Source organism: Roseateles microcysteis, from assembly GCF_036880965.1.
In the GTDB taxonomy this organism is placed as follows: domain Bacteria; phylum Pseudomonadota; class Gammaproteobacteria; order Burkholderiales; family Burkholderiaceae_C; genus JAUASW01.
Window position 1 is genome coordinate 113,739 of the sequence record NZ_JBAJMV010000004.1, and the last position, 20,925, is coordinate 134,663.

General features: G+C 64.5%; 17 protein-coding genes. 1 reads left to right on the forward strand and 16 read right to left on the reverse strand.

What is annotated here, in order from left to right:
* The first annotated feature begins 45 nt into the window (after nt 1–45).
* Nucleotides 46–906 carry a MurR/RpiR family transcriptional regulator gene (locus tag V3596_RS12405; protein WP_334278454.1) on the forward strand — a complete coding sequence of 287 codons (861 nt, stop codon included), beginning with the start codon at nt 46–48 and terminating at the stop codon, nt 904–906.
* Here the strand turns inward: V3596_RS12405 and V3596_RS12410 are convergent.
* The 16 genes from V3596_RS12410 to V3596_RS12485 all read right to left on the reverse strand — a co-directional run bounded on the left by V3596_RS12410 (nt 894) and on the right by V3596_RS12485 (nt 20,888).
* A complete protein-coding gene (locus V3596_RS12410; protein ID WP_334278067.1) occupies nt 894–1,211 on the reverse strand; it encodes an STAS domain-containing protein in 318 nt (105 codons plus the stop codon). The genes V3596_RS12405 and V3596_RS12410 overlap by 13 nt on opposite strands.
* 14 nt (nt 1,212–1,225) lie before the next feature.
* Nucleotides 1,226–1,855, reverse strand: a complete 630-nt coding sequence (locus tag V3596_RS12415) for an MlaC/ttg2D family ABC transporter substrate-binding protein (protein WP_334278068.1) — start codon at nt 1,853–1,855, stop codon at nt 1,226–1,228.
* A 68-nt stretch (nt 1,856–1,923) separates the two neighbouring features.
* Nucleotides 1,924–2,736: an MlaA family lipoprotein gene (locus tag V3596_RS12420; RefSeq protein ID WP_334278069.1), complete on the reverse strand. Its 813-nt coding sequence runs from the start codon at nt 2,734–2,736 to the stop codon at nt 1,924–1,926.
* A complete protein-coding gene (gene mlaD, locus V3596_RS12425; RefSeq protein WP_334278070.1) occupies nt 2,733–3,224 on the reverse strand; it encodes an outer membrane lipid asymmetry maintenance protein MlaD in 492 nt (163 codons plus the stop codon). The genes V3596_RS12420 and mlaD overlap by 4 nt, the downstream gene beginning before the upstream one ends.
* Before the next feature lie 14 nt (nt 3,225–3,238).
* Nucleotides 3,239–4,018: a lipid asymmetry maintenance ABC transporter permease subunit MlaE gene (gene mlaE, locus V3596_RS12430; protein ID WP_395385471.1), complete on the reverse strand. Its 780-nt coding sequence runs from the start codon at nt 4,016–4,018 to the stop codon at nt 3,239–3,241.
* The gene (locus tag V3596_RS12435) at nt 4,015–4,851 is read right to left on the reverse strand and encodes an ABC transporter ATP-binding protein (protein ID WP_334278071.1); all 837 of its coding nucleotides are present in this window, start codon (nt 4,849–4,851) and stop codon (nt 4,015–4,017) included. Before V3596_RS12435 ends, mlaE begins: the two co-directional genes overlap by 4 nt.
* Nucleotides 4,852–4,949: 98 nt before the next feature.
* Nucleotides 4,950–5,495: a hypothetical protein gene (locus V3596_RS12440; protein ID WP_334278072.1), complete on the reverse strand. Its 546-nt coding sequence runs from the start codon at nt 5,493–5,495 to the stop codon at nt 4,950–4,952.
* 65 nt (nt 5,496–5,560) lie between these two features.
* Nucleotides 5,561–10,126: a PilC/PilY family type IV pilus protein gene (locus V3596_RS12445; RefSeq protein ID WP_334278073.1), complete on the reverse strand. Its 4,566-nt coding sequence runs from the start codon at nt 10,124–10,126 to the stop codon at nt 5,561–5,563.
* Nucleotides 10,127–10,161: 35 nt separating this feature from the next.
* Nucleotides 10,162–10,851 carry a pilus assembly PilX family protein gene (locus V3596_RS12450; RefSeq protein ID WP_334278074.1) on the reverse strand — a complete coding sequence of 230 codons (690 nt, stop codon included), beginning with the start codon at nt 10,849–10,851 and terminating at the stop codon, nt 10,162–10,164.
* An 8-nt stretch (nt 10,852–10,859) separates the two neighbouring features.
* The gene (locus V3596_RS12455) at nt 10,860–12,026 is read right to left on the reverse strand and encodes a PilW family protein (RefSeq protein ID WP_334278075.1); all 1,167 of its coding nucleotides are present in this window, start codon (nt 12,024–12,026) and stop codon (nt 10,860–10,862) included.
* Nucleotides 12,023–12,448: a type IV pilus modification PilV family protein gene (locus tag V3596_RS12460; RefSeq protein ID WP_334278076.1), complete on the reverse strand. Its 426-nt coding sequence runs from the start codon at nt 12,446–12,448 to the stop codon at nt 12,023–12,025. Before V3596_RS12460 ends, V3596_RS12455 begins: the two co-directional genes overlap by 4 nt.
* Nucleotides 12,449–12,456: 8 nt before the next feature.
* Entirely contained in the window at nt 12,457–13,071 is a 615-nt protein-coding gene (locus V3596_RS12465) for a GspH/FimT family pseudopilin (protein ID WP_334278077.1), read from the reverse strand.
* Complete coding sequence (locus V3596_RS12470) at nt 13,065–13,529, reverse strand: type IV pilin protein (protein ID WP_334278078.1); 465 nt, start codon at nt 13,527–13,529, stop codon at nt 13,065–13,067. Before V3596_RS12470 ends, V3596_RS12465 begins: the two co-directional genes overlap by 7 nt.
* 248 nt (nt 13,530–13,777) lie before the next feature.
* Nucleotides 13,778–15,253, reverse strand: coding sequence for a glutamate synthase subunit beta (locus V3596_RS12475; protein WP_334278079.1), 1,476 nt, complete (start codon nt 15,251–15,253; stop codon nt 13,778–13,780).
* Between the two features lie 29 nt (nt 15,254–15,282).
* On the reverse strand, nt 15,283–20,034 hold the full coding sequence (locus V3596_RS12480; protein ID WP_334278456.1) for a glutamate synthase-related protein: 4,752 nt from the start codon (nt 20,032–20,034) through the stop codon (nt 15,283–15,285).
* A gap of 143 nt (nt 20,035–20,177) precedes the next feature.
* A complete protein-coding gene (locus V3596_RS12485; RefSeq protein WP_334278080.1) occupies nt 20,178–20,888 on the reverse strand; it encodes a transposase in 711 nt (236 codons plus the stop codon).
* Between the last annotated feature and the right edge of the window lie 37 nt (nt 20,889–20,925).

Sequence of the window (20,925 nt, forward strand, 5' to 3'; positions counted from 1 at the left end):
GGGGGGTCAGGTGGCTGACAAGACAACTGGGGGGCAGGCATGAGCATTGTCGAGCGGATCAAGGCGGCGCTGCCGGCGCTTCCGCCCGCCGAACAGCGCGTGGCCAAACTGCTGATCGCAGATGCGCGTGCCTTCGCGAGCCTCCCTGTGAGTGAGCTTGCGGATCGCGCCCATGTGAGCAAGCCCACCGTGGTTCGCTTCTGTCGCTCGGTCGGCTATGACGGCCTGGCCGACTTCAAGCTGAAGCTGGCTGGCAGCGTCAATGAAGGCGTGCCCTTCGTGCACCGCTCGGTGGACGAAGACGACAAGCCCGGCGACCTGATCGTGAAGGTGGTGGACAACGCGGTGGCCGCCTTGCTGCACTACCGCAATGACGCGACCAGCCATGCGTTTGATCGTGCCATCGTGGCGCTGACCGAAGCCGCCCGCAGTGGCAAGCGCATCGAGTTCTACGGCGTAGGCAATTCCGGCATCGTGGCGCAGGACGCGCAGCACAAGTTCTTCCGCCTGGGCGTCAACACCGCCGCCTGCAGCGACGGCCATGTGCAACTGATGAGCGCGACCATGCTCAAGCCCGGCGACTGCGCAGTCATCATCAGCAATTCGGGAAGGAGCCGCGACCTGCTGGACGCTGCCGAGATCGCGCGCAAGAAAGGCGCGACCACCATCATCATCACGGCCAGCGGCTCACCGCTGGCGGCGCTGGCGCAAAGCCCGGGCCAGGTCTTGCTGGCGGTTGATCATCCAGAAGATTTCGACCGCTACAGCCCCATGGTCTCGCGGCTCTTGCACCTGATCGCCATCGACATCCTGACCACTGGCGTGGCTCTGCAACTGGGTCAGAACCTGCGCCCCATGCTGCAGGAGATCAAGCGCAACCTGCGCAGCAAGCGTTACGCTTCCTGAATGGTGGCGCCGTTGTTGGCGCTCCAGAGCACTTCGTCCACGCCATAGACGCGTGCCAGCTCCTTCAGCTTGGCCGGCACCTGGCGCAGCTGCAGCTCCAGGCCCTGCTGACCCAGCAACCGGGCGGCGCTGAGCAGCAAGGTCAGGGCGCCAGAATCGAAGTCATGCAGATCACCGGCATCGAGCTGGACCACCCGGCCCGCTGCGCTGCCGACCTGCGCCGCTTCGGCGCGCAGGCTGGCCTGCAGCTGCTCCCACAGCGCCGGCAACTGGGCCATGCGAACGGATTCAGGCAGTTTCAACATGTCGGCCACCCGCTTCAGCCCTTGGCGGGCGCGGCGGCCTTCTGGTTCTTGTCGGCCAGCGCCTTGATCAGGCCGTCGATGCCATTGACGCCGATCTCCTGGCCAAAGCTGCTCTTGTACTGATCGGCCAGCCAGATGCCCAGCACATTGACGTCATAGATCTTCCAGCCGTTTGCCGTCTTCTCGAGGCGGTAGTCGAGCTGGATCGAGTCGCCCTTGCCACGCACTTCGGTCTTGACCACGACCTCGGTGTCTTCGGCCGCAGCGCGCAGCGGCTTCAAGGCGATGTTCTGGTCTTTCACCTGCGTCAGCGCGCCGGCATAGGTGCGCATCAGAAGGGTCTTGAACTCGTCCTGCAGGCGCTTCTGCTGCTCGGGCGTGGCCTGGCGCCAGTAGCGGCCCACGGCGGTGGCAGTGATGCGCTGGAAATTGACGTGCGGCATGATGCTCTTGTCCACCAGCGCCACGATCTTGCCCACGTCGCCGCCCTGGATGGCCTTGTCACCCTTGATCGTCTCGATTGTTTCCAGCGAGAGCTGGCGGATCAGGCCGTCCGGTGTGCTGTTGTCGGCAGCGTGCACATTCAGCGCCACCACGGCGGCCAGGCCGATCAGGCCGCTCTTCAAAATCGTCGCGATCGTCATTACTTTTTCCTTTGCTCGTTGACGCCGTTCAGGCGTCAGGGTGGCAACGCGCCACCGCTTGCGTTGGTTCACAGCTTCGCAGCAGAAGCAGCCGAGGCCGCCGGTGCAGGTGCAACAGCTGGTGTCTCGGCAGCAGAGGCTGCGGACGCCGCCGATGCCGGCGTGAGCACCTCGAAATCATCGTCATCATGCGAGATGCTGCCCCGGCGGGTCAGGTAGGCATCGCGGATGAAGGTGTACTTGTCCAGTGCGATGCCGTCGAGCATCTCCCCGGCCCGCAGGAAATTGGAGCGGGCATTGACAGTCTGCAACACATAGATCGAGACCTTGCTGCGGCCATCATTGAAGGCCAGGGCGGGCGATGCCGTGCGGTCCCAGGGCATGGCGAGCGAGTCGCGCACCGACGAGGGGCCGAACAGCGGCCAGACGATGTAGGCACCAGTGCCAAAGCCCCAGCGGCCAAAGGTCTTGCCCAGGTCTTCGGTCGTGCGCTCCAGGCCCACTTCGCTGCCGATGTCCAGCAGGCCGCCGAGCCCCAGCGTCGTGTTGACCGCGAAGCGCATGGTCTGCTGGATGCCGGTCTTGAAGCGCCCTTGCAGGAACAGGTTGATGGCCGACCAGCCGTCACCGACGTTGGAGAAGAAGTTGTCGACCGACTTGCGGATCGGCTGGGGCACGATCTCGCTGTAGCCGGTCGCCACAGGCTTCAGGATGTTCTCGTCCAGCGCTTCGTTGAAGCTGAAGACCTTGCGGTTCCAGTTCTCGAAGGGGTCAAGCTTCTTGCCGGCGCTCGGGCCGCGCAGCACGGCGCAGCCGCTCAGCAGCACGGCCATCAGGAGAAATACCAGCGCGCGCCAGCGGGGTTGGAGTGCGAGGGTCACTTCTTGTCCCCTGCAGGCGCCGGTGCGGCGCCCATGTCAGCGGCCTTGCTGTTGAGGAACTGGCCGATCAAGGTTTCCAGAACCACGGCCGATTGGGTCGCCTTGATCTGGTCGTTGGCGGCCAGGTTCTTTTCGCTGGCACCGGGCTCGAGGCCGATGTATTGCTCACCCAGCAGGCCTGCGGTCAGGATCTTGGCCGAGCTGTCGGTCGGGAACTGCACATTCTTTTGCAGGTTCAGCGTGACCTTGGCCTGGAAGGTCTTGTCGTCGAAAGTGATGGCCTCGACACGGCCGACCACCACGCCGGCGCTCTTCACGGCCGCACGCGCCTTCAGGCCGCCGATGTTGTCGAACTTGGCCGAGACCTGGTAGGTCTCGTCGAAATTCAGGCTCAACAGGTTGCCGGCCTTCAGTGCCAGGAAAAGCAGCGCGGCGCCGCCGATCAGCACGAACAGGCCAACCCAGGCGTCATGGCGAGAGGCTTGCATTGTTTTGAACTCCCTCAAATCGAGAACATCATGGCGGTGAGCATGAAATCGAATGCCAGTACCGCCAGAGAAGAAATCACCACCGTGCGCGTCGTCGCCTGCGCCACGCCTTCGGGAGTGGGCGAGCATGCATAACCCTGCTGCAGGGCGACGAAGGTCACGGTGACACCAAAGACCAGGCTCTTGATCACGCCGTTGCCGACATCGGCAAACACGTCGACCCCGCCCTGCATCTGCGACCAGAACGAACCGCCATCGATGCCGATCAGCGGCACGGCCACCAGCCAGCCGCCGATCACGCCAACGGCCGAGAACACGGCCGCCAGCAGCGGCATCGCGATGAAGCCGCCCCAGAAGCGCGGCGACAGCACGCGGGTCAGTGGATCGACCGCCATCATTTCCATTGCAGTCAGCTGCTCGCCGGCTTTCATCAAGCCGATTTCAGCAGTGAGCGAAGTGCCAGCGCGGCCTGCGAAAAGCAAGGCCGTGACCACTGGCCCCAGCTCACGCACCAGGCTCAATGCGACCAGCAGGCCCACCGCCTCGGCCGAGCCGTAACGCTGCAAGGTGTAGTAACCCTGCAGAGCCAGCACGAACCCGACAAAGAGCCCCGACACGCCGATGATGGACAACGAGCGATTGCCCAGGAAGAACACCTGCTCGCGGATCAGCGAGAAGCGCGCCAGCGCCTGCAGCGAACGGGCCAGGATCTGGGCGAACAGCCGGGCGCCCCAGCCAATGCCGGCCAGCTTCTCGCGCAGCGCGAGGCCGATGGATGCAGTGAAGGCCATCATGCGGCGACTCCCAGTCCGAAGTCGACAGCCACCGGTGCGGCCGGCTGATGGAAGCGCACTGGGCCGTCGGCATGAGCACCCACGAACTGCTTGACCAGCGGGTCTTCGCTGTTGCGAAGCTCGTCCGGCGTGCCCTGCGCGACCACGCGGCCGTTGGCCACCATGGCCACGCGGTCAGCGATCTCGAAGGTCTCGTGCAGGTCGTGCGAAACGATGATGCTGGTGAGGCCCAGCGCATCGTTCAAGTCGCGGATCAGCCGGGCGGCCACGCCCAGTGAAATCGGGTCCAGGCCGGCGAAGGGCTCGTCGTAGAGCACCACGTCAGGGTCTAGCGCAATGGCACGCGCCAGCGCCACGCGCCGCGCCATGCCGCCCGAGATCTCTGAGGGCATCAGGTCGCGGGAGCCGCGCAGGCCCACCGCGTTGAGCTTCATCAGCACCAGGTCGCGCATCATGACTTCACTCAAGCTGGTGTGCTCACGCAGCGGAAAGGCCACGTTCTCGAACACCGAGAGGTCGGTGAACAAGGCGCCGAACTGGAACAGCATGCCCATGCGGCGACGCACGGCATAGAGCTGCTCAAGGTTCAGCGGCGCCAGGTCCTGGCCATCGAACAGCACCTGGCCGGACAAGGGGCGGAGCTGACGGCCGAGCAGGCGCAGCACGGTGGTCTTGCCACCGCCGGAGGTACCAATCAGTGCCAGCACCTCACCGCGCCGGACTTCCAGGTTGACGTTCTCGAGAATGACCCGGCCACCATAACCGCAGGTGACATTGCGGAGCTCAATCAGCGGCAGGTCGGACCGGGTGGACTGAATAGTGGTTGGGGCCATGTGCCTCGGGGCTTGGGTCGAAGCCGCCCACCCAGGGGGCGCGCGGCCGGAAAGCGCCCATCATAGGGGAAACACCTGATACCCGCCGGAGGCCACTGTCACAGTCCTGACCCACCCCGTCGGACATGCCCCGGCGAATCAAAGGCCACCTGCACGCGGATGCGTGATTTGCTCGCGCGCCCATTCAGCTCGCCGGGTGAGAAGCGGGATGCGAAGAAGGCCTCCTGCGCCTGGATCTGCAGCAGCTGAGGCAGGGCATTGCCTTCGAAGAACACTCGCTGGACCTGGCCGTATTCATCAATGAACAGCACGGCCACATCTTCATAGTGACCCGCGAGCACCCCTTCGGGCGGCCAGACCAGCGGCACCTCGACCTTCATCGCGGGGCCGACCGTCAACTCGCGCCTGCTCAGATAGGCGCGCTCGTCGAACCGAGGCCCCGGGGCAGCTTCCGGCTGGCTCGCTGCCAGCTGTGCCGAGACGGCGCCGCTGCGTTGTTCGGATTCCTGCGCAGCAGCGTCAATCGACGATGCCAGCTCGGCAGACACTGGCGGGCCTGCGGCCTGCAACATCCTCACGTTCAAGGCCACCGATGGGCCCGAATGCGCCGAAGCCGGCCCCCGCCATCCCAGCAGGGCCAGCATCAGATGCCCCCCCACCGCCAGCCCGGTACAGACCAGCAGCGGGGTGGACCGCCACCCCGTTCCGCTCAATCGATCAACTCGCGCCACGAGCTGCGGCGGGCCTTGGCGTTGGCCATCGAGGACGGCGGCACGGTCAGCGGATCCGGTGCCGAGGCATCGGTCTTGGTCACGACCGTGACGCCCGTGCCATCGGCCAGTTGCACGGTGCTCAGACCTGCAACCATCGAGCTCAGCTTGGTGGCCGTGCCACGGCCGCTGACCACATTCAGCTGATAGATGTAGGAGGTACCGTCCTGTGCCTTGTCGCAGTCCGTTGCCGTGTTGCCCGGGATATTGCCGGCAACTGTCAGCATGCTGAAGGCCAGTTGCATGTCCACGTTGACGCGTTCGCGGGTCGAGGGCAGGTCCAGATACCAGCCGTTGTTGGTGCTCCAGTCCACCGTCGTGCCTTCCTTGACCTTGCGAATGCTCGCTTCCGGGTCCTCGATCACCTGCTTGACCAGCTTCGCATCCTCCGCGCGCAGGTCACCCAGGCCGGTGGCACTCAGACTGTCCTTGACCGCATAGATGCTTTGCACGTCGGCATTGGTCACGTCGGTCTTGCCAAGGTAGCGGCCGGTGCCGATGTAGACCACGGCATGCTTGCTGCCGTTGGCCTCGATCTCCGCGACCTGGGGCGCGGTCGTGATCGGCTGCGGCACACCCGACTTGATCGCCTGGCCCAGCTTCATGGCGGCCTTCTTGGGCTCGAGATTGCCGTCGATATCGAAGCGCCAGATATTGCCCAGCAGGTCGCCGGCGTAATAGCGCAGCGCCGTGTTGTCGGTGTCTGCCGCGATCCAGGCATTGAGCTTGCCCAGGCCACTGGGGTCGCTTGCGCTGCCTTCACCGGTGCTGATGACGCCGGCATCGGATTCCAGCGCGCCTGTCAGTGCATTGACGACGAACAGGTAGCCCTTGCCATCAGAGGTATTGTTGTAGCCCGAGGTGAAGGCCACGACCCAGGCGCCACCCTTGCGCTTGGTGATGATCGGGTTGCCGTAGGTGTAGCCCATGCGGGAGTCGGTGAACTCCCACAGCGCCACCGGGTTGGCCGGATCGGTGACGTCCAGGGCGTAGTAGCCCTTGCCGCCGGAGTTGAGGCCGCCCACCAGAATGGTCCGCCACTCGGTGCCATTGAACACGTCGCCAACGACCGGCGTTGCGTCAACGAAGTACAGGTGCTTGGACTCGTAGAAGGAGTCGCCAAGACGGTACAGGTTGTTCATCACCAGGCGCGGGATGTAGGCCCAGCGTTCCGTGCCATCCACGGCATTGAAGGCGTGCAGCATGCCGTCGTTGGCGCCCACATAGAGCGTCTTGGCCCGCGCTGCATTGGTGGACTTGAAGGTTGCATAGCCGTTCTCCGTGTACGAGAAGCCAGGCTGGGCCACATAGATGGGCGAAGAATTGACGATGTCGCCCAGAACCTTGCTGCGCACGCGGTACTGGGTCTGCGGCGTGCCGCGCAGGAAGGTCACCATGTTCTCGCCCGAGTTGAGGCTGGCGAGCAAGGTCGCGCCGGCACTCGCGCATTGGGTCAGGGCCGGGGTCTTCGAGCAGGCACCGTCGACATAGCTGTTCATGCCGTCGGTCGACAGGTTGGTGTAGTTGAATTCGCGCAAGGTTCCTGTATTGCCGGCGCCGCCCTTGAAGTAGTAGATCTTGCGCTTCTTGTCCACGGTGTCGGCCACCAACAGGTCGCCGGCCGACCACTGCTCATCGGCCTTCGCCGTGGACACCGCACCGGTCTTGACGTCCATCTTGTAGGCCTTCAGGTCGCCGGTCCATTCCGAGGACAGGAATTGCGCGATGAAGACGCCGTTGTCGCCCTCCACCGGCTGCAGCGTGCTGGTTGCAGCAGCCGAAGAAGAACCGGTCATGGCGGTGATGGAACTGAGCGCGGCGGAAAGGCTGGCAGACAGGGTGGCAGGGTCCGTGGCGCTGAAGTAGCGGCCACGGCCATTTACCGCAGCATGCCAGAGGTCATCGATATTCGCCACGGCGTCGCTGGAGGGCGCCGGCCAGTTCAGGTCGCCGCCCTTGATCTTCTTGAAGTCGCCCGAGTCTGCGGTGTCGTAGTCGGCCTGGTACTTCAGCAAGCCGCTCAGGCCCAAGCCCAGCGTATAGGTGCTCATGTGCTGCCACAGGGCGGTGTCGGCGCCCGTGGCCTTGACGTTGTTGTCGCACACCGCGTTGCCCAGCGATCCGGTGCAATTGCTCAACGTGCTGTCGCGCAGGTCGGTCTGGTAGTAGTACATGGCCACATCGGCCAGGCTGTCCATCGAGCCGCCGGTGGAGGCCGTGGTCGTGGTCGTGGTGGTCTTCTCGCCAACGACATTGGTGGCAGTGCCATCGGTCGTGACACTGGTGCCGTTCACATAAGTACCTGGCGAGCTGGTGGTGGCCGACGTCTCTGCGGCCAGGGTCGTGGTGACCGTGGTGTTGGACGGCTTGGTCGCAGCACAGCCCATGGCATAGGTACCCAAGGTGGTATTGCCCGTGGTGTATGCATTGCCATGACCGGCGCCATTGACGGTGGGCTGCAGGGCAGACACGGGTTCGCTGGAAGTCGTCGAAACCGCAGTCTTGACGATGGAACCGACGCTGTTCGTCGTGACATCGGAGCTGAGCACCCCGTCCACCGTCGTGACCGTGCGGGTGTAGTCCGTCGGGGTCGCCCAGCTCTCGACGACTGTCGTGCTGTAGCTCCAGTTGGTGTCGGTTCGCTTCACGTCCAGGACACCGGTGGTGTAGGTGCCCTCGGTGCGTGTCACCGCACCCTGGCCTATCGGGCAGCCACTCGGGCTTTCAGCAAGCTTGGCCGAGCCATAGGTCGGCGTGCCTGGCGCCGAGCCCGTGCCTGTGATCACATAGGTGAAGCTCTTGCTGCCAGTCCTCGTGATGGAGAACACGCCGTGGTAGGCAGCATTGCTGGTCCCGCTGACAGCGATCTTGTCGCCCGTCGAGAACCCGTGGCTGCTCGAGGTCTGCACGGTGACCGTGCAGCTGTAGCTGCCGCTGCAACTGCGCGTGAAGCTGGAAATCGTCAGACCCGAGTTGGACGTGAGCGTGCCGATGGAATAGGTGTTGGTAAGGAAGGTCGTGGTCGGCACGTTCTTCGTCACCGTGACCGAGCTCGTCTTCGTCTTCGGCGTCTCCACGGTGTGCAGGCGGGTCGAGGTCTCTCGCCAGGTCTCGACCGTCTTGCCGATGGCATTGCCGCCGTCGAACATCGGGCGCGCGACCGAACCACCGTCCTGCTGGCCCACGGCCGTGGTGCCGTCGATCTTGTAGCCGGCGTCGCCGTTCCAGTAGCCGTCGGTCGAAAGGATGGTGAAGTTCTTCTGGCAGGAATACTGCACCGGGTCATAGGTCTGGCCGTCGATCTTCTTGGCGAAGTACAGGCCGGCCTTGGAAAGCGCAGCGCGCAAGGGCGTGCTGCTGGACGGCTTGGCGCCATTGACACGCGCATAGAACAAGGCCTTCTGGTCGATCTCCTCCGCACCGGAGCCAGTCGTGCCGAAGTCGCGAATGTTCAGGATGCCTTCCTCGGTGTTGTCGTTGATCGACATGAAGCCAATGCGGTAGCTGTCGTTCAGCGGCGAGAAGGCCTTGGTCAGGCTGGTCTTCATCATCCGCATGCGTGTGCTGTAGTAGTAGTACCAGTTGGCGTACTTCTGGGCATGGGTCGAGCCGGGCAGCACCAGGTTGGCCGTGAAGACGCCCTTGCCAGCGTCGGAGCCAATGGCCGCACTGCAATCGCCGTATGTGCCCTTGGTAGTGTCAACGCCGCTGCTGGTGTAGGAGTAGTCCAGTTTGGCCTGGCTGCCGCTGTAGCTGTAGTAGACGTTGTCGATGGCTGAGCCGACGCCGACGTACAGGCGGTCGATCGATCCTGAGCCCACCGTTTGCAGCACCTGGACCGTCAACACCTTGGTGCCGGAGTTCCAGCCCGTGACCTTGCCGATCATGTAGGCGCTGCTGAGGTAGGAGAAGCGACCACGCCAGTCGGGCACCGTGCTGCCGAACAGTGTGACGATCATGCCGCCGTTGCTCGAGTAATAGAGCACCGTATTGCTGTTCACCGTCACATTGATGGTGCTGCCAACGCTCTTGACGGTGGTAGCGACCACGGCGGCATCGCCCTCGACGGCCGTCACGCGGTTCTTGTTCGAGGTGTTGTTGACATCGCCGGTGGACAGGTAGCTGGCGGAGTCGTTGTAGGTGCCGCTGAGGAAGTCCTGGCTGGCATTGGCCACTTCCACGCCGGCAGCAGTCAAAGGCAATGCGTAGTCCTTGGTCGGGTCAAAGGCCAGGCCATTGCACTGCGATGAGCGCCGCCCATAGACCGAGTTGTAGTCGGAGGTGCCGAAGCGGGCGATGTCGGGCATGTAGTCCCAGGCCATACTGCCCGAGTCGTCCAGCACGAACATCACATTGGGCTTCACGACGGTTGTGCTGGTCGTGAACAGCGGTGCCGTGGCGATGTCGGTGATTCCGGCCTGAACCGGCGTCAGGGCCGTGGTCAGCATGCCAAGGGCGAGGGCCAGGATGTGGCGCGGCGCGGAGGAATGTTTGCTTGCGTTCATGACAGCCTCTCGAATCTGGAAACGCTCTGCCGGTCTCAGAAATGGACCAGGGTCTCGGTATAGCTGACCGTGCCGCGCACACCTTCTACCCGCGTGATGATGCGGAAGTAGGTACCCGGGCTGATGTCGGTGAAACGGACACTTGAGCCGTAGCCCAGTGCGCCGCGCTGACTGGTCGTGCCCGTCGTGGAAAGCACCACTGGCTTGACGCAGTCATTCAGCGAGTCCGGCAGGCCTTCGTTGGCGCACAGCCGGGTGATGTAGTAGCGGATCTTGTTCTGGCCGACATCGGGCAGGAAACCCGGCAGGTTGCAGACCGTGACCTCGCGGCCCTTGAGCCCCGGGACGTTGCAGTCATTGCCCAGCCAGTCCACCAGCACGGCCTTGCTGGTGGGGTCCGCATCCGCACGCGGACCGGCCGCTTCAAGGTTGGCCATGGCCACAGCCGAATAGCCCAGCGCTGCCTGCGTCTTCGTCAGCGTGTCGATGGTCGAGCCCTGGATCCAGTTGATCGCACTCTCGGTGCCCACCGAGGCAGCGGCCAGCGTGTCCTGCTTGAAACCCAGATTCCCCAGCACCATCAGGCCGGTGTCGATCGAGCGAAGCAGGGCCACCGCGCCGAGCGTCAGGACCACCAGACCCATCAGCGCGAACACCAGCGAGATGCCTCGCTGCACGCGCCGGGCGCCGGCCATCACGGGATGCATGAATTTGCTGCGAGCCATGTCGGGCCTCATGGAGTAGCTGGTGCTGATGGCGCCGAGGCGGCCGGTGCGAAGTCCGCGCGCCAGAGCTGGTTGCGCAGTGGCACCAGCAACTCGAACACCTTGTAGCGGTAGTGTTTCCAGTCCGTGGTCACGTCTGCCTTGAGCGTGACGCACTTGCGGCTGCCACAGGTGGCGCTGCCGCTGACGCTGGCGAAGGTGCCCACGTCCCATGCCGGCGAGGCCGTCGTGACCTCCTCCTTCTCGAACTGGCCACTGCGCGCCAGCAGAGCGATGCGTATGGCGCGCACCCGCAACCAGCCCGCGTTGGTAGTGGGCGTGGTCTTGTCGAAGGTGTCGATCACGTCGTCGCCGGTCGTGTCCTTGCCGTAATAGGCCACGAGCCCGACGATGTTGGACTGCAGGTCCTGGTCGGTACTGGTCTGGTCACGCACCGAACGGGTGGTCTGGCGCAGGCGGAAATCCGACGTGACCGAGAACGTCACATCGTTGAGCGCACCGAGGTTCACGAGGAAAGCGCCCTCGGCGGCCACGGCATCCGGAAAGCCTGCTGCATTCCAGGACCCGGCGGTGTTGCGAGTGATCTCCTTCAGGCCCGGCGTCGTTGAAATCTGGAACAACTGGCAGGTCCGCTGCGGGCCGGCCGGCACCGTGTCCTGGTACACCAGGGCCATCAAGTCATTCTGGCTCATGCCGAGCGAGGAGGTCAGCGCGATGCGTCTTGCCTTGTCGCCCACGACATCTGTGGGGTCGTAGAACGGTGCCGTCAGCTTGGCCGGCACTGCAAAGCTCGCCTTGGTACTGGAGAGCATGCGGATCGAATCTGGCGCCCCGCTGGCGCCCGCCGTGATCAGCACGGGTGCGAGCACCGCAGGCAGGGTGGCTGGCGCTGCGCCGCCAAATGTGCCCGTGAGCGTGCAGCCCAGCGCGGCACCCTCCACCGTGACACCGTAGCCCGCCATCTTGAGCTGGCGATCCAGGCTGTAGATGGCCAAGCCGCCGTTGACCTGCGAATCTGAACCCGAGGTGGCGCTGCGGCGCTGGCCTTCGGCGAAGCCGAGCACCTTGGCGATCATCAGGGTTGCCAGCAGGCCCACCACGACACCCACCATCAGCTCCACCAGCGTGAAGCCAGCCTGGGCACTGCGGACGCGGAATTCTGAAAGCTGAATCATTGCTGCCACATCATGCTGGAGGAATATTGGCTGCGCGATTCCTGGCCTTGCTGCCAGCTCAGCGTCACCTGGACGGTTCGCGTTGCCTCATTGGCCACCATGACCACTTCCGCGGCCGGCAGCACCGACTGCACCTTGACCTTCCAGTCATTGCAGCGCGAATAGCCCGGGCAATTGGCGGTGCTGTACTGGCTGAGCATGGTGGCGTGATCGGTCTGAACCATGGCAAACAGATCGGCCGCCAGATTGGCCGCGTCGGCGCGGATCTTGCCGGTGGTCTGCGCCTGCGTCATGGCGGCTTGCAGGCCCACCAGGCCGAGCACGCCGAAGGCAAAGATCAGGATGGCGATCATGGCCTCGATCATGGCCACGCCGCGCAGGCGTCGGCGTGTCAGGAGGCGGGGGTGTTGGAGGGCTCGCATATGAAACCTCACAAAGTGGGGCAGACCCGGGCATCGCCCGCACTGACATCGCGATCACAGGTGCGGATTGCGCCGCCGCTTTCCACCACGATGCGCAGGCGCCGCGTGGTGCCGGTGGTCGCGTTCACGTCTATCGTCTGCAGGCTGTTGGTGCCAGCAACTGTCTGCACCTGGCCCAGGCCATTGAACATCACGCGGGTGGCAGCGTCGCCGGTGGATGACAGCGCCTCGACCGTCAGGTTGTCCGCGTTCTCCGAGGCCGTGGATCGTTGCACCAATTGCGGCTCCGTCGTCAGCGAGGGCGCGGTACCGCACTTGCCCTCGGGATCAGAAACGCTGACCACCCAGGCCGGCGAGCTCGACGACAGGGCGCAGGAGTCGGTCGGCACCTTGGAAGTGCTGTCAGCCACCAGCCAGAAGCCCACGACGCTGTTGCGCTTGAGCGCCTCCATGCGCGCCAGGTCCAGGCCGCTCTTGATCGACTCGGCAGCGTTGCGGACCCGGAGGTTGCGCATCCATTCGCTGGCCTGGGGCATGGCCACCGCCAGCAAGACGCCGATGATGACCATCACCACGATCATCTCGACCATGGAAAAGCCGCGCTCACGCTGGAGGCTCAGCATTCGTCGCCTTTCAGCAGCCAGCAGCTCTTGCCGCTGACATCCTCGCCCTTGAACTTGGTCGTGCTCTGGGCGTTGCTCTGGTTGAGCGTGAAGACATGCCCGACCGCCTGGCCAGAGGAGCCGGTCGCCGTGAGCGCATAGCCCTGGCCGCTGTCGGTGAGCTCGCAGCTGATGGTGAACTTGGTGGCGCCCAGCGCCGTACCGCTGAGGGCCACCGCGCCGTTGGTGCAGCTGGTGGTGCCGAAGTTGCGGTTGTCCTGGTAATACTGCTCAAACCTGATGCGCAGCGTGGCCAGGGCTGAGGTGGCCTCCGGCAGCTGGCTGCGGCGCAGATAGTCCTTGTAGCTGGGTATCGCTACCGCAGCAAGAATACCGATGATGGCCACGACGATCAGCAGCTCCACCAGGGTAAAGCCTTGCTGAAGCGTGGAGCGGCTGGAGAACTGGAGCTTGTTCATGATCTTGGCTGTACTTTCTGTGCGTTGGGATCAACGGACGTGGGGCCGTAGTGTTCCCTTTGGCATGGGTCTTTGGCGCAATTGTGGGCACCTGTCACGCCAATGTCCTGCAAAAGTTGGCAAATTAATGAGCCGGGCCGACGAGCGCTAGGGCCCGACCGACAAGTGGTTCGCCCAGGTAAGCAAGCGCAACAGCCTGAAATGAAAAGAGCCACCCGAAGGTGGCTCTGCGCTCCTGGTGCCGGATTTCAGCGCGGCAAGGCGCTCTCGCCCATCAGGAACTCGTCCACGGCACGGGCCGCCTGGCGACCTTCGCGGATCGCCCAGACCACCAGCGACTGGCCCCGGCGCATGTCGCCAGCGGCAAACACCTTGGCCACATTGGTGGCATAGCCGCCCGTGAAGTCGGTGGAGGCCTTGGCGTTGCCGCGGGCATCCTTGCTGACGCCGAAGGCTTCCAGCACGGTCGCCACCGGAGCCACAAAGCCCATGGCCAGGAAGACCAGGTCGGCCTTCAGCACCTGCTCGGACCCTGGCACCTCGACCATCTTGCCGCCCTGCCATTCCACGCGCACCGTCTTGACGCCGGTAAGCCGGCCCTTTTCGCCGAGGAACTCCTTGGTGGCGATGGCGAACTCGCGCTCGCAGCCTTCTTCATGGCTGGACGAGGTGCGCAGCTTGATCGGCCAGTAGGGCCAGGTCAGCGGGCGGTCTTCCTCTTCCGGCGGCTGCGGCATCAGCTCGAACTGGGTGACGCTCTTGGCGCCATGGCGGTTGCTGGTGCCCACGCAGTCGCTGCCGGTGTCGCCGCCGCCGATGACGATGACGTGCTTGCCGTCCGCACGGATCTGGCCTTTGAGCTTGTCACCTGCGTTGACCTTGTTCTGCTGCGGCAGGAATTCCATGGCGAAATGGATGCCCGCCAGGTCGCGGCCCGGCACGGGCAGGTCGCGCGAGGCTTCGGCGCCGCCGGTCAGCAGCACGGCGTCGAACTGGGCCTTCAGCTCCTCTGCTGAAACAGTCTCCTTGGCCCAGTTGGTGACCTTGGAGCCTTCAGGCAGCGAGCCGACCAGCACACCGGTGCGTATGGTCACGCCTTCGGCCTGCATCTGCTCGACGCGGCGGTCGATATGGCTCTTCTCCATCTTGAAGTCGGGGATGCCGTAGCGCAGCAGGCCGCCGACGCGATCATTCTTCTCGAACAGCGTGACGCTGTGGCCGGCGCGCGCCAGCTGCTGAGCCGCCGCCATGCCGGCCGGGCCGGAGCCCACCACGGCCACGGTCTTGCCGGTCTTGAGCTTGGGCAGCTGAGGCTTGACCCAGCCCTCGTCCCAGGCGCGGTCGATGATGGCGTGCTCGATGGACTTGATGCCCACCGCGTCGTCATTCACGTTCAGCGTACAGGCCGCCTCGCAGGGCGCGGGGCAGATGCGGCCGGTGAACTCGGGGAAGTTGTTGGTCGAGTGCAGGACCGCGATGGCGCTCTTCCAGTCTTCTGTCCGGCCCTTGTAGACCAGGTCGTTGAAGTCCGGAATGATGTTGTTGACCGGGCAGCCGTTGTTGCAGAACGGCGTGCCGCAATCCATGCAGCGCGCGCCCTGCACCTTCGCCTGCTCGGTGTTCAGGCCGATGACGAATTCCTTGTAGTTCTTGACCCGGGCGGTGACGGGCTCATAGCCCTCGTCCAGGCGCTCGTATTCCATGAAGCCGGTGACTTTTCCCATGATTCTTCCTTCCTCTGGCGGTTGCGGCTTCAGGCCTTGACGGCGGGCTGGGCGGCGGGCGACTTGGCGACTTCGATGGTCGCCGCGGCCTGCTTGGCCGCATGGATCTCGCCGAGCGCACGGCGGTATTCGTGCGGGAACACCTTGACGAACTTGGCGCGCGACTCGGCCCAGTGGTCGAGGATGTCGCGCGCGCGCTGGCTGCCCGTCCAGCGGTGGTGGTCCTCGATCTGCTTCTTCAGGATCGCTTCGTCGGTCTGCTGCTCCGCGCCATGCAGGTGGTGCCAGATGGCCTTGTCGACGCCAGCCTCCTGCTCGTGCGCCGGCAACACCCTTTCCAGTGCAACCTGGGCGGTGTTGCAGCGGCGGGCGAAGTGGCCGTCCTCGTCATAGACGTAGGCAATGCCGCCGCTCATGCCGGCAGCAAAGTTGCGGCCGGTCTTGCCGAGCACCACGACGGTACCGCCGGTCATGTATTCGCAACCATGGTCGCCGGTGCCTTCGACCACGGCTGAGGCGCCGGACAGGCGCACTGCGAAACGCTCGCCAGCCACGCCACGGAAGAAGGCCTCGCCGCGCGTTGCACCGTAGAGCACGGTGTTGCCGACGATGATGTTCTTGGTCGCGTCGCCGCGGAAGTCGATGCTCGGGCGCACCACCACGCGTCCGCCGGACAGGCCCTTGCCGGTGTAGTCGTTCGCGTCGCCGATCAGGTAGAAGGTGATGCCCTGCGCCAGGAAGGCGCCGAAGCTCTGGCCGCCCGTGCCTTCCATCTGGATGAAGACGGTCTGGTCCGGCAGGCCTTCAGGACGGCGGCGGATCAGCTCGCCCGACAGCATGGCGCCCACGGTGCGGCGCACATTGGTCACCTGCTGCATGAACTGCACCTTCTCGCCCTTCTCGAAGGCGGGCAGGCACTTTTCGATCAGCTTGACGTCAAGAGCACGCTCCAGGCCATGGTCCTGCTTGTCGACATGGATGCGGGCCACATCGGCCGGCACGGCCGGGCGGTGGAACACGCGGCTGAAGTCCAGGCCCTTGGCCTTCCAGTGGCTGATGCCCTTGCGGGTGTCGAGCAGGTCGGAGCGGCCGATCAGTTCGTCGAACTTGCGGATACCGAGCTGCGCCATGATCTGGCGCGCCTCTTCAGCCACGAAGAAGAAGTAGTTGACGACATGCTCGGGCTTGCCCGAGAACTTGGCGCGCAGCAGCGGGTCCTGCGTCGCCACGCCCACCGGGCAGGTGTTCAGGTGGCACTTGCGCATCATGATGCAGCCTTCGGCCACCAGCGGTGCGGTGGCGAAGCCGAATTCATCAGCACCGAGGAGCGCGCCGATCACGACGTCGCGGCCAGTCTTCATCTGGCCATCGGCCTGCACGCGCACACGGCCGCGCAGACGGTTCAGCACCAGCGTCTGTTGCGCTTCGGCCAAGCCCAGCTCCCACGGCGTGCCTGCATGCTTGATGGAGGACCACGGCGAAGCGCCTGTGCCACCGTCATGGCCCGCGATCACCAGATGGTCGGCCTTGGCCTTGGTCACGCCGGCGGCGATGGTGCCCACGCCCACTTCCGACACCAGCTTGACCGACACGTCGGCCTTGGGGTTCACGTTCTTCAGGTCGTGGATCAGCTGGGCCAGGTCTTCGATCGAATAGATGTCGTGGTGCGGCGGCGGGCTGATGAGGCCCACGCCCGGCACCGAGTGGCGCAGCATGCCGATGTACTCGCTCACCTTGCCGCCCGGCAGCTGGCCGCCCTCGCCCGGCTTGGCGCCCTGGGCCATCTTGATCTGGATCTGGTCGGCGCTGACCAGGTACTCGGTGGTCACGCCAAAGCGGCCCGAGGCGACCTGCTTGATCTTGGAACGCAGCGAGTCGCCTTCCTTCAGCTCGTAGTCGACCGCGATGACCTTGCCGCCGATCACGTCGGACACCTTGGTGCCGGCCGTGATCTTGATACCCTTCAGTTCATTGCGATAGCGCGCCGGGTCTTCACCGCCCTCGCCCGTGTTGCTCTTGCCGCCGATGCGGTTCATGGCCACGGCCAGCGTGGCATGGGCCTCGGTAGAAATGGAGCCCAGCGACATCGCGCCGGTGGCGAAGCGCTTGACGATCTCGGCGGCCGATTCGACCTCCTCGATCGGCACGACCTTGGTCGGATCAAACTTGAACTCGAACAGGCCGCGCAGCGTCATGTGGCGCTTGCTCTGGTCGTTGATGATCTGCGCGTATTCCTTGTAGGTGTCGAACTTGCCCGAGCGCGCGCTGTGCTGCAGCTTGGCGATGGCATCCGGCGTCCACATATGCTCTTCGCCACGGCTGCGCCAGGCGTATTCGCCGCCAGCTTCCAGCATGTTCTCGAGCACCGGGTCGTCGCCGAAGGCCGCCGTGTGCAGGCGGATGGCTTCTTCCGCCACCTCGAACACGCCGATGCCGCCAACCTGCGTGGGTGTGCCGCGGAAGTACTTCTCGACGAAGTCGGCCTTCAGGCCGATGGCCTCGAAGATCTGCGCGCCGCAGTAGGACATATAGGTCGAGATGCCCATCTTGGACATGATCTTCGACAGGCCCTTGCCCACGGCCTTGATGTAGTTGTAGATCGCCTTGTCTGCCGAGAGGTTGCCCGGCAGCTCGCTGCTCATGGCCGTCAGCGTTTCCAGCGCAAGGTAGGGGTGGATCGCTTCCGCGCCATAGCCGGCCAACACGGCGAAGTGATGCACTTCGCGGGCCGTGCCGGTTTCGACCACCAGCCCCGCCGTCGTGCGCAGGCCTTCACGCACCAGGTGGTGGTGGATGGCTGAGAGGGCCAGCAGCGCGGGGATCGCAATGCGCGAGCTGCTGAGGTGGCGGTCCGTGATGATCAGGATGTTGTGGCCGGTCTTGATCGCATCCACGGCCGAAGCGCACAGCGAAGCCAGCTGGGCTTCGACGCCTTCACGGCCCCACTCACGCGGGTAGCTGATGTCCAGTTCGAAGGGCTTGAACTTGCCATGCGTGTGGGCCTCGATGCCGCGCAGGCGCGCCATGTCCTCGAAGTCCAGCACCGGCTGCGACACCTCCAGCCGCATCGGCGGGTTGATCGCGTTGATGTCCAGCAGATTCGGCTTGGGGCCGACGAAGCTGTTCAGCGACATCACGATGGCTTCGCGAATCGGGTCGATCGGCGGGTTCGTGACCTGGGCGAACAGCTGCTTGAAGTAGTTGTAGAGCGGCTTGTCCTTGCTCGAGAGCACGGCCAGCGGCGAATCGTTGCCCATGGACCCGATGCCTTCTTCGCCGTTCGCCGCCATTGGCGCGAGCAGGAACTTGATGTCTTCCTGCGTGAAGCCGAAGGCCTGCTGGCGGTCCAGCAGCGAGCTGGCGAATTCGGCCGGCTTGACCGCGCCAACCTCGATGTCGTCAAGCTTGACGCGGACGTTCTCGATCCACTGGCGATACGGCCGCGCATTGGCGAACTGGGTCTTCAGCTCTTCGTCGTCGACGATGCGGCCCTGCTCCAGATCGATCAGGAACATCTTGCCCGGCTGCAGGCGCCACTTCTTGACGATCTTGCTTTCCGGAATCGGCAGGACGCCGGACTCGGAGGCCAGCACGACCAGATCGTCGTCGGTCACCACATAGCGTGCCGGGCGCAGGCCATTGCGGTCGAGTGCTGCGCAAACCTGGCGGCCGTCGGTGAAGACCATGGCGGCCGGGCCGTCCCAGGGTTCCATCATGGCCGCGTGGTATTCATAGAAGGCGCGACGGCGCTCGTCCATCAGCTCATGCTGTTCCCAGGCTTCCGGGATCATCATCATGGCGGCATGCGCGAGCGGGTAACCGCTCATCGTCAAGAGCTCGATGGCATTGTCGAAGGTGGCCGTGTCGGACTGGTGCTCGAAGCTGATCGGGTAGAGCTTCTTCAGGTCGTCGCCCAGCACCGGCGACTTCATCACGCCTTCGCGGGCGCGCATCCAGTTGAAGTTGCCCTTGACCGTGTTGATCTCGCCGTTGTGGGCGACCATGCGGTAGGGGTGGGCCAGTGGCCACTCAGGGAAGGTGTTGGTCGAGAAGCGCTGGTGCACCAGGGCGATGGCCGAGACCACGCGCGGGTCGCTCAAGTCCTTGTAGTAGGCACCCACCTGGTCGGCGAGCAGCAAGCCCTTGTAGATCACGGTGCGGCAGCTCATGCTGGGCACGTAGTACTCACGGCTGTGGGTCAGCTTCAGGGCCTGGATGGCGCTCGATGCGGTCTTGCGGATCACGTAGAGCTTTCGCTCCAGGGCGTCCGGAACAATGATGTCCGGGCCGCGGCCGATGAAGATCTGCCGAATGATCGGCTCCTTCTCGCGCACGGTCGGCGACATCGGCAGCTCGGCATCCACCGGCACGTCGCGCCAGCCGATCAAGACCTGACCCTCGGCCTTGATGGCGCGGGCGAGTTCCTGTTCGCAGGCCAGGCGGGAGGCGTGTTCCTTGGGCAGGAAGATCATGCCGACACCGTATTCGCCGGGGGGCGGCAGCTCGATACCTTGCTTGGCCATCTCCTCGCGGTAGTACTCGTCCGGGATCTGGATCAGGATGCCGGCGCCGTCGCCCATCAGCTTGTCGGCACCGACGGCGCCCCGGTGGTCCAGGTTCTCGAGGATCTTCAGGCCCTGCTGGACGATGGCATGCGCCTTCTGGCCCTTGATGTGAGCAACGAAGCCAAGGCCGCATGCGTCCTTTTCATTGCTGGGGCGGTAGAGACCGTTGGCGGTCAACTCGGCAATTTCGGCTTGAATCTGTGCGGCCTGGGTGATCGTGCTCACGGCGCTCTCCAACATGGGCAAAAGTGAGCCGCGAGATTACTGCGCTGCAGCATTACATTCAAGAACGAACAAATGGGGTCAGACTCCTTTTGATAGATTCGTCGCCTGCTTGATTCATTTAAATGGGGACATAGTCATGCTCCGCGGCTGGAATCCGTCTTGCGGCCCGCGGGGCGCCCTCTTTTGCGCGGCTGTAAAGGGCGCTCGGTGTCCTGCGCCAGACCCAGCAGAAAGCCGGCCGAGCCGAGCGGCCAGCCTTTCTGGGCGGCTTCGGTCAGCACCCGCCACTCGGCAGCGCTGCAGCCCTGCTCCAGCCAGGCCTTCCAGCCCAGCTCCCGTTCAAACGGCGTGTTGCCGGTAGCCCAGAACAAGGCATGGTCAAAGACGAGCGGGTCGCGGCGCTGGCCCAGGTGGTGGGCGGCGCTGGACCATCGGTACTCGCCCGGCTGCGCAGCCAACTGGCTGCGCAGCGGGTTGAGCTCCACATAGCGCATGCACGCCAGCAGGTAGGCGCCTGCTTCGATGGGCGCGGCGCGGAAGCGGCCATCCCAGAGCGTGCCGCTGCGCGAATGTCGCTTGTTGAAGGCAGCAACATAGCGCCGGCCGAGCGACTGCATCATCCGGCTCAAGCCTTCCGCCGTCTCAGGCGTCGCCAGCAGGTGCAGGTGGTTGTCCATCAGCACATAGGCATGGATGGCCACCTTGTGCGTTGCAGCGCATTCACGCAGCTCGTCCAGCAAGCGCTGGCGGTCGTGGTCGTCGGTGACGATGGCCTGACGATTCAGGCCGCGCTGTATCAGGTGATGGGGCTGGCCGGGAACGGCAAGCCGGGGCAATCGGGCCATGTGGGGAACCGGACAGTTGAGTCTGTCCCCATTATTG

Excerpts from the sequence above, each read along its gene's own strand:
- V3596_RS12410 (WP_334278067.1), bottom strand. The coding sequence starts at position 1,211 with ATGTTGAAACTGCCTGAATCCGTTCGCATGGCCCAGTTGCCGGCGCTG.
- V3596_RS12415 (WP_334278068.1), bottom strand. The coding sequence starts at position 1,855 with ATGACGATCGCGACGATTTTGAAGAGCGGCCTGATCGGCCTGGCCGCC.
- mlaD (WP_334278070.1), bottom strand. The coding sequence starts at position 3,224 with ATGCAAGCCTCTCGCCATGACGCCTGGGTTGGCCTGTTCGTGCTGATC.
- mlaE (WP_395385471.1), bottom strand. The coding sequence starts at position 4,018 with ATGATGGCCTTCACTGCATCCATCGGCCTCGCGCTGCGCGAGAAGCTG.
- V3596_RS12435 (WP_334278071.1), bottom strand. The coding sequence starts at position 4,851 with ATGGCCCCAACCACTATTCAGTCCACCCGGTCCGACCTGCCGCTGATT.
- V3596_RS12440 (WP_334278072.1), bottom strand. The coding sequence starts at position 5,495 with ATGCTGGCCCTGCTGGGATGGCGGGGGCCGGCTTCGGCGCATTCGGGC.
- V3596_RS12445 (WP_334278073.1), bottom strand. The coding sequence starts at position 10,126 with ATGAACGCAAGCAAACATTCCTCCGCGCCGCGCCACATCCTGGCCCTC.
- V3596_RS12450 (WP_334278074.1), bottom strand. The coding sequence starts at position 10,851 with ATGGCTCGCAGCAAATTCATGCATCCCGTGATGGCCGGCGCCCGGCGC.
- V3596_RS12455 (WP_334278075.1), bottom strand. The coding sequence starts at position 12,026 with ATGATTCAGCTTTCAGAATTCCGCGTCCGCAGTGCCCAGGCTGGCTTC.
- V3596_RS12460 (WP_334278076.1), bottom strand. The coding sequence starts at position 12,448 with ATGCGAGCCCTCCAACACCCCCGCCTCCTGACACGCCGACGCCTGCGC.
- V3596_RS12465 (WP_334278077.1), bottom strand. The coding sequence starts at position 13,071 with ATGCTGAGCCTCCAGCGTGAGCGCGGCTTTTCCATGGTCGAGATGATC.
- V3596_RS12470 (WP_334278078.1), bottom strand. The coding sequence starts at position 13,529 with ATGAACAAGCTCCAGTTCTCCAGCCGCTCCACGCTTCAGCAAGGCTTT.
- V3596_RS12475 (WP_334278079.1), bottom strand. The coding sequence starts at position 15,253 with ATGGGAAAAGTCACCGGCTTCATGGAATACGAGCGCCTGGACGAGGGC.
- V3596_RS12485 (WP_334278080.1), bottom strand. The coding sequence starts at position 20,888 with ATGGCCCGATTGCCCCGGCTTGCCGTTCCCGGCCAGCCCCATCACCTG.